This is a genomic window from Kurthia massiliensis, assembly GCF_000285555.1.
Taxonomy (GTDB): domain Bacteria; phylum Bacillota; class Bacilli; order Bacillales_A; family Planococcaceae; genus Kurthia; species Kurthia massiliensis.
The window spans coordinates 1-13,286 of the sequence record NZ_HE611010.1 but is presented as its reverse complement, the minus strand read 5'-3'; the positions used below and the strand labels follow the sequence as shown (position 1 = coordinate 13,286).

The window sequence follows — 13,286 nt, the reverse complement described above, 5'->3', positions numbered from 1 at the left end:
AAATAAAATCTAAGGAGAAAATCATTATGGACACAGAATTATATAACAAGCTTTCTACACTAACAGAATTCAAGGATTATTTAGATGACAAGAATTTAAAAGCAGTAGTTATTCGCATGACATTAGCACACTACAAAGGAACACCATACAAACGACCATATATTGCTAAGATTACACAAGATTTATTACTTGAAATGTTTGGTCGTAACATTCCAGTCGACCCACAAGCTGTTGGAAATTTAGATAAGAAGATCAATCAGTAGCCCTAGACCTCTCGGATAAAAAACAGACTAGTACAAATTATACCCACCGAGGTTCGTTCACACAACGCTGACAACAATTACCGATTTTTTTTGGAAAGGAGTCACACATATTATGGCACGAAAGAAAAATATTAATCGAGGAAACTCAAAAGTTAAAAACTCAACTCGAGCGAATAAACAAAACAAAGAGTTTAAAGCTATTACGGATCATTCTAAAGGCTCCGATATTGATAACAAGATAAAACTCAATGAAGGCCAAGAAAAGATATATGAGCGTCTTATAGGCACTATTAAAGCGCTCGAACTTGAAGATTTATTAATCGACGTAGATACAATCGCTCTACAACAAATTGCTTATTCACTTTATGCAATTAATCAATTTGAAAAAGACATCGGCGAAGATTTCGTTGTAAATGTAGATACTTACAAAGGTGTAGAACGAAAAGCTAATCCTTTGATTGCTGACCGACAAAAAGAAATTCGATTTGCTAATGAACAACTTGCAATGATTGGTTTAACACCACGAGAACGTCAAGAGATTATTGCTAAAAATGCAGATGGAGAAAGTTTTGCTGATTCAGACGCAGCTAAAAAAATTAAAGATATTTTGGAGGGCAAATAAATTGGTAGAAGATGCACTTAAAGAGCTATTAGTAAAACCCTCAAAATATGCTGACCCCGTAACTTATTTTGTCGAAGTTCCAAGCGAAATTCAAAAGATTCTGCCTTACAATTTGTATGTGCAAACTATTAAAAGTATGGCTATCGAAAAAAAGAAAAAGAAATTAGCGAGGAATATGCAATCCCTTGAAGCGATTTTATCAGAGGACAGTAAAATTTCTGATGAAGATTACATTAAATCTCATAAAGCTTATCAGTATGCAGTTGATGTTGTTACTGGCAAAGCAATCACTGGTAAATACATCAAGAAAGCTTGCGAGCAATTTTTAAAAGATGTTGACAATAATGATCACTATTTCTTGAACGTCGAAGAAATAAAACGTGTTACCAATATGACAAGGTTGATCAACATTGCTACTGGTCCAAGAGAAGGCGAAAGCGTCTACGATGCTCTTGCTGGATTTCAATGGTTTTTCATCATCAATGCTTTATGTTGGAAACACAAAGATAATCCTACAAAACGAAGATACGAAAAATCAGTTTTACTGATTAGCAGAAAAAATGGTAAATCTTTTTTGATAGCGATCTTATTTATTCTCTTGATGTTGATTGAGCCAGACTATTCAGAGTTCTATTCAGTTGCACCCGACAGAGAATTATCATCAATCGTTAAGAAGGAACTTTCACAGACAATTGATAAATCGCCTTTCATCGCTAATCACTTCAAACTAACACGAGATGAGATTCGTTGCTTACTAACAAAATCTAAATTTACTGCTTTAGCTTGTTCAGAGAACAGACTTGATGGACGCAAGGCTACGGCGTATGTTGCAGATGAGGTAGGGGCATTAAGAAACGATTATCCTATTGAAGCTATGCAATCGTCACAAATGAATATGATCAATCGTACAGGTATCTTAATTTCTACAGCCTATGAGTCGTTCCACAATCCTATGATTAATGAGGTTGAATATGCAGAGAAAGTTTTAGATAAAACAATCAATGACGAAACTTTATTTGCTTTACTCTACAAACCCGATAATCCGAAAGATTGGACTGAAGATGTAGCTCTATTACAAGCTAATCCATTAGCTGAAGAATTGCCCGACAACCTTGACTATCTAAAAGAGCAACGTAAAAAAGCAATCGAGATTCCTTCTAAGAAGAAAAATTTTATGACTAAGCACATGAATATTTTTGTAGATGGTGCTGACGCAGAAGTGTTCATCGCCACAGAAGATTTAGTAAAAGGCAGAATTGATCACTATGATTGGCAAGGTAAAGAAGTATTTGTTGGTGTCGATTTAGCCATGACTACTGATAACACAGCTATTACAATGTCAACGTATGATGAAGATCTACAAAAATATGTTGCAAAATCGTGGGCATTTTACCCTGCTGATAGGGAATCTGAAAAGTCACGCATAGAACGTCTAAATTATAAATTTATGACTGAAAAAGGTTACGCTTTTGCTTGTGGTGACAGTGTAATAAGCTACAAGTTCGTAGAAGATTTCGTACTTTCTCTTGAAGAAAAATACGGAGTTCGTATTAAGTCAATTGGCTACGATAAATGGCAAGCTTTAAGTAGTGTCGACAGATGGAGTGAGGCTGGCTATAAATGTATCGAAGTTAGACAACATTCAAGTGTTCTTCACGTTGCGACTAAACTTTTAAAAGAAGAAATTCTAAAAGGCAATTTCTTATATGAAGCCAACCCTCTACTAGAGATCAACTTTTCAAATGCTCGAGAAGTCTATGACACTAACTTAAATACTTACGTCAATAAGAAAAAATCTACTGGCAAAATCGACATGGTGGCAGCACTAATTAATACGATGTACTTACATGATGTTGAAATGGCTAAAAAACGCCGACCACGAAAGAAGGCTCGTACTATTGGCTAATTATCGTATTTGTAGTCATTGTTTAGAAGAATATAAGTACGGGACAAAATGTTCGTGCCAATCGAAACTAAACAATGCTAAATCAAAGCATTACTATGAAAACAACAAAGAAGAAATGATCTTTCTAAATAGTCCACAATGGAAACGAAAAAGAAAGGTCATTCTTAAAAGAGATAAATACATCTGTCAAAGATGCTTGTATAAATTTAATCTAATCAATTATCAGAACTTACAAGTGCATCACATCAAATCTCGTAAAGATTATCCAGAACTTAGGCTGAACGATGAAAACCTGATCACCGTTTGTAAGACTTGTAACCTCGAATTAGGTACATCAAACAAGCTCGACTTCGAAAGAATGTGATTTATCTCGCTCTAGCTCTAGCAATATTAAAAGTTGTGGCCACATTAAATGCGATCGCAACTCTAATATTGGCATGGAAATTAAAAAAGAATGATCCTCCTTCATAGGAGGATTTATTTTTTTTTGCTTGCAAGTTCTCGTAATTCTTTATTATGAGAGTATGCTCAGAGGTCATATAATGCGTTCTAAGCGTCCTTTGAATATACAATGAGTATTTTATCAAGAAATCACTTAAAAGCCCTCATAGAGCATTTAAATACCTAATTTTGCATTGATTTCTTTTCTTTTGGCTTCAAAGTATTCTGCGTCATGTTCATTTTGCTTTGTTTGTACATCTTCGAAATTTTTATGATCACCATTCTTGAACCACTCAGGAAGGCCTTTCTCGACTTGTTGCTGTTTCATAGCTAACTCTTTTGCTTTAATACTGTCATTAAATTTTTTAGCACTCTTAGCGACATATGCAATAGCATTTTTAATGCGTCCATCTGATTTGGCTTTGCTATAAATCTGTGTAAACCAATCATCATTAATATTAGGGTATTGAGCTTTTATGGCATTTAATCTCGATTCTTCAAGGTCAACAAGATTTGTCGGTAATTGATCATCTATATTGATTTCAGATGAAGTTAAAACAGTGTTAACGTTGCAACTCTCATCATCAACTTTAGTTGATGTTTTTTTATTAATTGCTTTTTTATTATTAGATGTACTTTTAGTGCTGTACCGAGGGTACAACGGTAAATTATCATTTTTTGTACCGTTGCACTTAGAGTACAACAGAGATAAATCATCATAGCAACATGATACTCGAACAAATTTAAAGCCTTGATTAATAGCTTCATCGATGTACTGTTTAATAGATTCTTTATCAAATGGGAAGTCTGAAATTAGATGCATATAAGATATTTTTCCTTCGTATCTAAACTCGACAGAAACCCAGTATCCTTTTTTAGTCAGCTCTCGAATAGCAGCGTCTACATTTTTTCTAGAAAATTTATTATAGAGGGCACTTTTATATAAGACGAATTCTTCTGACATACTTAGGCAATATGCCAGAACGCCGATACTTCTTAAATCTGATAATTCGTTTTGAATAGGTTGGGAATTAATAGTTGTGAAACGATCTTTTCGATAGACTTTCACAATTCCTGGAAGGTTAGTTGATTTTTGTGGCATGATAATTTCTCCATTTCGAATATAGTTATTGAAATAGAAAAGCTCCTCATGTATAATGTGGGTATATGGTTATACGTGATTAAGCTACGACGAGGTGTTCCACCACCTATGACTCGTAGCTTTTTCTATTTCATGAGAATAATTATATACCAAATAATACAAAAAGAGAAACTACCATAAAATAGTAGTCTCTCTCACTATTAAAAGTATTTATAATTCGAAATGACAATGCCTTCTTCGAGAGATAATCCGATATGATCAAACCCTTGGCTCAACTCCCACAAATCGACCCGAAAATCAAAATGCTCTTTAGCTAGTTTATCCATTCCGTTTTCTATAAATTCACTTATTCTCACAATATTGTCTACATCTTCTTTTTTAAATACGACATATTCCATGTTGATCAACTCCTAATGTTTGTGTGATCTATTTATATCGAGAAGATTTTAAAATGGAAACCATCTACGCAATAATAGGCTCACCAAATTGTTGAACGAAATCATCATAGTAATACATACGAAGTTTATTTAGATCAGGCCTCTTTTTAAAAGGTTTAGGATTTCTATTTTTTAATTGATTTGTGAAATAATTACTGCATGAGCCAAAATTGCAATCTAATAGTTCTGATACCCACTTAGTGCACTCTTTTCTAGTTGTATAAACTGATAATACTTCGTTTGTATTTGTCTGATATAGAACAACTTTTTTAGCTTTTCCGCTGTTTTCGCTCATTTTTTGACGTGTCTCCTCACTATGGTGATTACCTTTGTGTGATTCACTCAATTTACGTTTATGATCTTCACTAAGTTTTTTACCTTTCCAAAATTTTATATTGTTCTCTCTCATTTTTTTCTTTGTTTCTTCTGTATGATGATTGCCTTTATTAATCTCACTTAATTTATGCTTCGTTTCATCACTTAATTTTTTACCTTTATGTGCTTCACTCAATTTTCGTTTATGATCATCAGAAAGTTTTTTACCTTTCAACGACTCACTTAATTTTTCCCTAATTTCCATCATTTCTTCTTCTGATTTTCCAGCAAAGCAACTTCCACCATGTTGTGACCCTGACTTAATATTGTACCATTTCTTACTTGTCGCAATGCAATAGCCAAAGAACTCATTGATGTACATCGTTTCCAAGTCGTCTAATTTCTCTTGATTATGAGCGACGTCAATAATTATTCGTTCAAAATTTTCTTCACCATATTTTTTAATAGCCTTCACAATCAAAATTCCACTACCTAAATAATTCTTTTTCCATGCTGTGTGTTGACCCAGATACAATGTGCCATTCAATTTATTTCTCGTCACGTAGATGAACCCATAACATTTTCCGTTTATTTCATCAAAATCGTATGTTTGTAATTCTTTACCTTCTATTGTTACCATCATTTTCATCTCCTAATATTTTCCATTTACAATATTTATATCTCGACTCTCGGAAAACGTAAACCAAATTCAAAATAATCATTTAAACTTGTTTTAAGGCCATTTAACGATTTCATGAGTATTTCTATGTAAATAAAATAAAAAAGCCCATACGGCGTTCGTATGGACCTCATATTATATAAATTTAGCTGTATACTTTCTTAAATCTTTTGAACGTGTCTCAACTGGTTCTTTACCTTGTGCCATATAAACGAGATATTTATTGAATTGGTATCTCGTGGCTTTCACGCCGATACTTCTTAAATAGCGGTATCCATTCACTATGGAGTCAAATTCTATCTCTTCGCCAGTCTGTTTGTTTTTTATAGCGAATGATTTTTTTCTAGCACTATTCTCGCTTAATTTCTGTCTTGTTTCATCTGAAAAAACTTGTCTTTGTCTTGCTTCACGAATCTTACGCTTTGTTTCCTCTGAAAATTTCCTACCAATTTGTCGTTGCGTCTCATTTCTTTTTTTGTTCGCTTGGATAATGTAATTTATTGTCATATTAAATTTCCTCCACTTTCGTAAAAATCCAACAACGTTGTTGCTTTCCGCCCAATGTTTTTTTCTCAGCAGTAATTGAATAATTAATTTCATTTTCATCAAAAATCTTTTGAAGGCTTGTAACTCGGCTAGGTTTTTTCGCTCGTTTAGTGATCACTCGAATAGACTCTAATACTTCTGAAAAGTTAGAATTAGGAATAATAACTTCTTCACTATCAGAGAATAGTTCTTCGATAAAATCTTGTAAGTTTCCTTTAATATCAGTTAGATCTTTTTCTTTGTCGAGTTTCTTTAAATATTTTTTATTCACTCGTGTTAAATCAAATGAAATATTTGTGTTAGGAAAATACTTTTTCAGCTCATTTATGAACGTCTCTAAATTAGCAATATCTTTTAGCTCTTGAACTTTATAGCTCAAAATATCTTTCGCTGTTTGGTTGATTGTTAAATCTTTCGTTTCAGGGTCAACATAGACGTGCATTGGTAGCTTTTTCTTACTATTCATTAATCGACGATATTCATTTCTTGATTCTTCTGATTCGGCCCAATTTGTGTGAGTCCATAAAATTTCTTGTTGCTGCTCAATAAATTGATTTGAAGAAAGTTTGATCAAAAGTGTAAACTTCAAATTTTTATCATCGAATTTTTCAGAATCTCTTAATCGTGAAACTGATTGAACAATTTGTTCGGGTGAATGAATTCCAGTAATAATAACTAGAGCGTCAGAATCACGAACAATACTAAATCCAGTGTCTAAAACTTTTGTTGTGCCTAACCAGTCAACGTCCATTTTGCCAGTCTGAACAAGGTGTTCTAAAAAATCTTCATTCACATTATCGTTGAATCCTCGATTTGATTCGCTCATAATAATTTCTGCGTCATATCCAAGTTCACTAATACGAGATTTAGTTTTGATCAGACCTTGAATTTTATTTTCAAATTCTAAAATTTTTGATGTCTTAATAAATTCTTCTCGAATGTCATCGACTTGTTTCTCTGTATCGACAACTAAAATATTTTGTAACGAATTATGATTATAATTTGGTTGTCTTACAATATTCATAGGTCGACTATTAAATTTTGTATTTGATTTTTCTTTAATTGATAAGAATGATTTTGGTGTGCCACTTAAATAAACTTTTTTGGCTTTATGAGATTCAATCCATTCATAAGAATGAACAGTATTCTCGTTAAAATTTAGATCTTCTGAAAAGTATTGAACTTCATCACAAATAATTAAATCTGCATTTTCTAAAGCTAATTGTTTTCTACTCGGTTTAAATTTAGACGAATCTTTAGAGTTGATATACTTTTCTACAAACTGATAAGACACAACTTCAATATCTTTTTTTAGTCGTTCATCAACTTTCTTTAATAATTGGTCTTGAACTAATCGACGTGGTGCAAGATAAACAATTTTCATTCCTAAATTTTGAGCGACAATAGATAATTTATTTAAAACGAAATAAGATTTGCCCGCACCAGTTTCTGCGAATACAGCTACATCTGTATCGTCTTTAAACCAACTTCTAATTTGATTTACTGAAAATTCCTTACATAATTTAATTTCTTCCTCCGCTGATTCTTCAGCTACAATATTTAGTAATGTTCTCATAATAAATTTCCTCCAATATAATTAGTTGCAATCTTCTGATAATTTACGTCATATCGTGATTACAAAAATATTATATCTGGACGAATAAGAAACGTAACCTAAATGGATAAAAAAAGCCATTTATAATTGAATAAGCCACTTAAGTGCAAAAATTTTAAACTTATTATATATTTATTTTTTTGGTCATTAAGTGGATAACTTAAATTATAACTAGCCACTTATGATCACTTTTTTTAAACTTATAATATATTTAAAATTTATGATCACAAGTGGATAATCAAATAAAACTATGATGAACTTTACGCAGTAAAGTGAAATCATAATGTGAGCGTTAGCGAAACATTCTTTATAGATCTTCATCTTGCAAGCAAGATTTCGATTAAGCTTCGATTTGTAAACAAATCTCGCTTTAATTTTATTCTTGTCATATTATATATATCTTATATAAGGAAACTCGTCCGAAACGTTGGTATATATAGGTTTCTAACGATTTCTTGGTAAGTTTTTTTGCAAGTAATAATTTTTGTACCAAAAAAAAGCATCTTCCCTAATTAAGAAGATTGCATTTTTTAATACAATTTTATAGTACAATATTACCATCATCTTTTACTTAACATTCTTTAAGATATATATATGTTAAATTTCGTGTGATCATACTTTTCAATCAGTACCAGTTCGTGTCCTACACTAAAATAGATCATACATATTAATAGCGGACATATGTTGGTACCATTCATATGAAGCATTTAAGCTCGTTTTAAGGCCATATAATAATTGATGATGAAATACATTACATATAAATAAAAAGGCCATACAAACGTGTTGTATGACCTCCATATGAGTATATATAAAATCTTTTATGCAATAAATTATCGAACCACTACTGAATATCCTACACCTGTATATTTAGAGTTCTTAGGACGAGTATTTTTACCTGATTTACCATCGATATAAATTTTCTCACCTGTTTTATAGCTGCGATTAATCCAACCTGCATTACAAATATTATTTTCAATTGCATATTTCACAACATTAAGTTTTACAGCTGAAGTATAAACTTCTTCATCTTTTTCATTTAATAGAACAAATTCAGGTTTCTTAGGTTGATCATCTGTCTTTTCAGCCTTGCTAGAGAAATCTAATCCTTTTTCATTTGCTAGTCGTTTGCCCTGTTCAATTGCAACTGATACATCTTTATATGAACGACTTTCATTCATTATCCCATATCCATCTTCTGAAACGATTGCTACAGCAAATTTATTGTCGCTCGTTTCCTTTACAGTAACAATTTTTTCTGGCTCTGAAACTTCTTCACGATTTTTGTACTCTGTTAAAATATTTTCAATAAGCAGTCGTTTTGGATTTTTATGACGGCCAGGAATATTAAGTTCGGCGCTGATTTCTCGTAATTCGGCACATTTCATTTCATTTAATTCTGATTCAGTATATATTTTCATTTTTCATCGTCTCCTAAAATTTGGTAATTATTTCTTGTTGTGTCTATTATATACACGGCTCCGAACAATCGTACATAAAAAATAGTGCAAAATACCTAAAAAATTTGCGTAAATACGTTTCAAAAGTGCGTGTTCGCATATAATATATTATGTAATAGTGGTGTACCAAAAAGAACTGCAATTCTTTGATTACGATCACTTAAAAACGAACGTGAAACACTATTACACCTTCCAGTATAGTTATGTGGCACGAATTCCCGGTGGATTTAAGCGAGTTCGATTCTCGCTATTCGTATAAATCATTAATTTTAATGGTTCTTTGTTTTTGGCATAATTTAGGAATTTCTTTCAGTGGTAGAGTTCACTCTACCAAATACATATAAATAAAATATAAGGAAGTGATCAGTATTTTAGAATTAGTAGAAGTAAAAAATTATTTGCGTGTTGATATTTCAGAAGATGACGAGATTCTTCAAAAGATGATCACATCATCACAATCCTACATTGAAAACTTTTTAAATAAAAAGTACGCAGAGTTCACTATCATTCCACCAGAATTTGATATGGCTCAACTATCATTAATTGCGTACTGGTATGAGAATCGAACAATCCAATCTGAAAAAGCAACCTTGCTTGAATTCGGTAATATGTTTCGAGCAGTTATCTCACCGTACCGAGTAAAACGTTTAGGTGGTGGACTATGAAGATAAGCGATCTAAATGAACGATGCTCTTTTATTGGAGTAGTCTTAGAAAAAACTCCATTCGGTGAAACGAAGAAAGTTGAAAAAGTTTTATTTTCTTGTTGGTGTTCAGTACGAGAACAATTAGTTACAGAGGTATCTAAAACAATCGGCACAGTCTATGAAGATACAATTTCTATTGGGATTAGACAAGTGCTTGCTAAAAAGATTGAAGCAACAATGAAAGTTGAATTAGACGGAGAAAGATATGAAATTAAAAAAGTTTCTCCCGACAGAAAAAATAAAGAATTAGCAATAGTCTACATTAAAAAAGTAGCTTAGAAAGGAGAATAACAAATTGGGATTTTTTAAAGACACCCGAGATAAATTTCTAGGTCGAAAAGAATTAGACGAATTCATTGAAGATGAACGAGAAAAAACAGCAAAGACCACAGCAGAAATTATTTCAGAAGTTAGAAAAAACCGCCGCCCTATTTTATTGCAAAGCAGAGAATACAAGAGTGATATTACTCGAGAAGATGTACTTGGTATTCCAGTCGCATATTCTGCATTGAAAATTATCAGCCGAACAGTTTCTCAGCTTGATATTAAATTGAAAGACAAAGACGGTAATGAGGTGCCAAATAACAATTGGGTAAAAGCTCTATCTTATGCGCCTAACAGATTCGCTACAAGTGATGAACTTATTCAGAAAGCTGTTATTGATTATCTGCTTTATGGTGACGCATTTATTTACAAGAAAGGTAAAGAATTATCTTTTATCCCTTCTAATCAAATGAAGATCTACCCGATTAGTTATGATGGCGTAACAATTGCAGATGCTAGATACGTCTACGAAATTCCATCAAAAGATCAAAACGCTCCAAGTCGTACAGTTTCTTTCAACTACAATGAAATTTTAAAAATTTCTAGTGGTAGCCGAGGAATTATAAACGACTTAGAAAAGTCACTTCGACGAGCGCAAGCAGAATTAGATTTTTCAGTTGCACTACTTAAAAACGCAGCAATGCCTACATCAGTTGTAACATCAGACGATGATCTAAATGATGATTCTCTTAATGAATTACAGAATTCATTTGAAACAATCTATCGAGGCCCAGAAAACGCTGGTAAGACAATTATCTGGACTGGTGGATTAAAAATCGAACGATTATCAATGAGTCCAAATGAATTGCAACTCGTTGATATTAAAAAAGATATTATCGCTGATATTTGTCGAATTCTTAATATGCCACAATCGTTAGTAGATTCAGATGTAACAAAGTATCGAAATAATATTGAAGCACGACAATTTTATATTCAGTCTGCAATCGTTCCTATTCTTTCTGACTTTGAATCTGCTTTTAATCTTTCATTGTTAACAGACAAAGAACGAGCAAAAGGATATTACTTCGAGTTCGATACTTCAAGTTATTTACGAATGAATGACAAAGAGCAATCTGAAATCGCTGTGAAATTATTTGATTCAAACATTATCAGTCAAGATGAAGCACGTAAGATTGTTGGTTTACAACCTGATACCAACGAAAAATCTACTCACGTAACTCCGTCTGAAAATTCCGAAAATTTAGAAAAGGAGATCGATACTAATGGAGAATGAAGAAAAACAAACTCCCGATAAAGTAGAAGAAGAAACGCCTTCTACCGAATCAGTCCAAAATAAAATCACTGGCATTATTAATAAAGCCGAATCGCAAAGTCGAGAAATGAAATTTAAAGATACAAATAAAACTTTCATTGAACGATTTGCTGTAGGTGTATTTAAAGACGCTATTGAAAGAGCAGCGAAAAATAATGAACCAATCCGATTGCTATACAATCACAATCCATCAAAAGAGGTCGCTTCAACAGAAGATGAATCACTTAAATTAAGTTCAGATGAAAACGGAGTAACATCATTTGAAGCTTTATTGAAAGATGATGAAGCAAGTAGGGCAATCTATCAAATGGTTAAATCGGCTGTCACTGATAAAATGTCGCCGGGATTTATTGTTCTCGATGATGAATGGACTAAAGAAAACGGTAAAAATGTTCGTACTATCAAAAAGATTAAATTTGTTGAAGCAAGTATTGTGGATCAACCCGCATATGAAGATACAGAAGTAGTCGCAGAAGAACGATCAATCATTCAAATCGAAGGTTTAGAAATTCGATCGTCATTCACAAATCAAACAAATGTGGTAGAACCACAAAATAAAAAAGAAGAGGTAACTAAAACTATGGATATTACACAAGTCACAGAAATCAATCAAGTAGAAACACGCTCATTAGGTGAACGAATCGATGAAGCTATCGAAACTCGAGCATTATCAAAATCTGTTGCCGGCGTTCAAATCGATTCAGTAGTCGCAAAAGATATTGTCGTTGTAAAAGAAGATTTAGCAGGTCTAGTTGATAACGTTGAAATCATTCATTCTACATCTGGTAACGCTAACATCGTGAGAGAAGAATCATTCCCAGAAGCGCAAACGCTCGAAGAAATGGTAGTCGGTACTTTTGCTGATCCAACATTCACTGACATTACTGTTAGCGCAAAAGAGATCGTCAATAACGTATCTATCGGTAAAGCACGCTTAACTGATAATGCCGCAAAAGCAAATCTCGGTTCTTATCTTGCTGACCGTTCTCAACTCAAAGTTCGTAAAGAATTAGAGAAACAAATCTTTACAGGTAACGATACAGGCGCTGGCTTCAAAGGTATTTTGAATGATCCTGATGTTAAAGCATTTGAAGTCACTGAAGTATTATCATCTGAAACGACTGGTGATATTATTTTAGATATGATCTTAGATTTAGATACTGAAGCACAAGAGAACGCTGTAGTATTAGTAAACCGATTCGCATTAAATAACTTATGCAAAATCCGTTTAGCTAATGGCCAATACCTATTACAAGGTGCAGAAGTAAACGGTAAGTTCCAACGTACTATTCATGGTGTTCCAATTCGTTTAACTGCTGTATTACCAAATGATCACCCTATCGTAGTCGGCGACCCTAAAGCATACGCATTATTACTTCGTGAAGATGCAGAGCAAACTCTTGTTGATAAAGATACAGCGTCAATGGAGAAACGCCAAGCAACACTATACACTACTCTATATGCCGGCGGTGCGGTACAACGTCCATCAGGATTCAAATACGTTAAGGTTACTACAGCTGCGTAGTAATACCAAGTAATAGCATAAGATAAGTAAGATATTAGAGATTGATTCGTCAATCTCTTTATACATATAAACATT

Annotated in this window: 14 protein-coding genes; 8 read left to right on the top strand and 6 right to left on the bottom strand. The window is 32.9% G+C overall.

What is annotated here, in order from left to right:
- From KMHG_RS16740 to KMHG_RS19775, 4 genes are all read left to right on the top strand, one after another.
- A partial coding sequence (locus KMHG_RS16740) for a hypothetical protein (RefSeq protein WP_203415684.1) occupies positions 1-263 on the top strand: 263 nt, incomplete at its 5' end.
- 112 nt (positions 264-375) lie between these two features.
- Positions 376-885 carry a P27 family phage terminase small subunit gene (locus KMHG_RS16735; RefSeq protein ID WP_010291322.1) on the top strand — a complete coding sequence of 170 codons (510 nt, stop codon included), beginning with the start codon at positions 376-378 and terminating at the stop codon, positions 883-885.
- Between the two features lies 1 nt (position 886).
- Complete coding sequence (locus KMHG_RS16730) at positions 887-2,791, top strand: terminase large subunit (protein WP_010291321.1); 1,905 nt, start codon at positions 887-889, stop codon at positions 2,789-2,791.
- Positions 2,733-3,155, top strand: coding sequence for an HNH endonuclease (locus tag KMHG_RS19775; protein ID WP_315969407.1), 423 nt, complete (start codon positions 2,733-2,735; stop codon positions 3,153-3,155). Before KMHG_RS16730 ends, KMHG_RS19775 begins: the two co-directional genes overlap by 59 nt.
- Positions 3,156-3,407: 252 nt before the next feature.
- Here the strand turns inward: KMHG_RS19775 and KMHG_RS16720 are convergent, their stop codons facing one another.
- The 6 genes from KMHG_RS16720 to KMHG_RS18545 form a co-directional block, all read right to left on the bottom strand.
- Positions 3,408-4,334 carry a hypothetical protein gene (locus tag KMHG_RS16720; RefSeq protein WP_010291315.1) on the bottom strand — a complete coding sequence of 309 codons (927 nt, stop codon included), beginning with the start codon at positions 4,332-4,334 and terminating at the stop codon, positions 3,408-3,410.
- A gap of 200 nt (positions 4,335-4,534) precedes the next feature.
- Positions 4,535-4,732 (bottom strand): hypothetical protein, encoded by a 198-nt coding sequence (locus tag KMHG_RS16715; RefSeq protein ID WP_010291313.1) that lies wholly within the window; start codon positions 4,730-4,732, stop codon positions 4,535-4,537.
- A 64-nt stretch (positions 4,733-4,796) separates the two neighbouring features.
- Entirely contained in the window at positions 4,797-5,726 is a 930-nt protein-coding gene (locus KMHG_RS18550; RefSeq protein ID WP_010291312.1) for an NUMOD3 domain-containing DNA-binding protein, read from the bottom strand.
- 174 nt (positions 5,727-5,900) lie between these two features.
- Positions 5,901-6,272 carry an NUMOD3 domain-containing DNA-binding protein gene (locus KMHG_RS16705; protein ID WP_010291310.1) on the bottom strand — a complete coding sequence of 124 codons (372 nt, stop codon included), beginning with the start codon at positions 6,270-6,272 and terminating at the stop codon, positions 5,901-5,903.
- 1 nt (position 6,273) lies between these two features.
- The gene (locus tag KMHG_RS16700; RefSeq protein ID WP_010291309.1) at positions 6,274-7,887 is read right to left on the bottom strand and encodes a DEAD/DEAH box helicase; all 1,614 of its coding nucleotides are present in this window, start codon (positions 7,885-7,887) and stop codon (positions 6,274-6,276) included.
- Between the two features lie 869 nt (positions 7,888-8,756).
- On the bottom strand, positions 8,757-9,344 hold the full coding sequence (locus KMHG_RS18545) for a hypothetical protein (protein WP_010291307.1): 588 nt from the start codon (positions 9,342-9,344) through the stop codon (positions 8,757-8,759).
- Between the two features lie 398 nt (positions 9,345-9,742).
- Between KMHG_RS18545 and KMHG_RS16690 the strand changes: the two genes are divergently transcribed.
- The 4 genes from KMHG_RS16690 to KMHG_RS16675 are packed head-to-tail and all read left to right on the top strand — an operon-like array spanning position 9,743 to position 13,211.
- Positions 9,743-10,048, top strand: coding sequence for a head-tail connector protein (locus tag KMHG_RS16690; protein WP_161601015.1), 306 nt, complete (start codon positions 9,743-9,745; stop codon positions 10,046-10,048).
- Positions 10,045-10,368: a phage head closure protein gene (locus tag KMHG_RS18175; RefSeq protein WP_010291303.1), complete on the top strand. Its 324-nt coding sequence runs from the start codon at positions 10,045-10,047 to the stop codon at positions 10,366-10,368. Before KMHG_RS16690 ends, KMHG_RS18175 begins: the two co-directional genes overlap by 4 nt.
- Before the next feature lie 16 nt (positions 10,369-10,384).
- Positions 10,385-11,647, top strand: coding sequence for a phage portal protein (locus KMHG_RS16680; RefSeq protein WP_010291301.1), 1,263 nt, complete (start codon positions 10,385-10,387; stop codon positions 11,645-11,647).
- Positions 11,637-13,211, top strand: a complete 1,575-nt coding sequence (locus tag KMHG_RS16675) for a phage major capsid protein (protein WP_010291299.1) — start codon at positions 11,637-11,639, stop codon at positions 13,209-13,211. The genes KMHG_RS16680 and KMHG_RS16675 overlap by 11 nt, the downstream gene beginning before the upstream one ends.
- Positions 13,212-13,286: the final 75 nt, after the last annotated feature.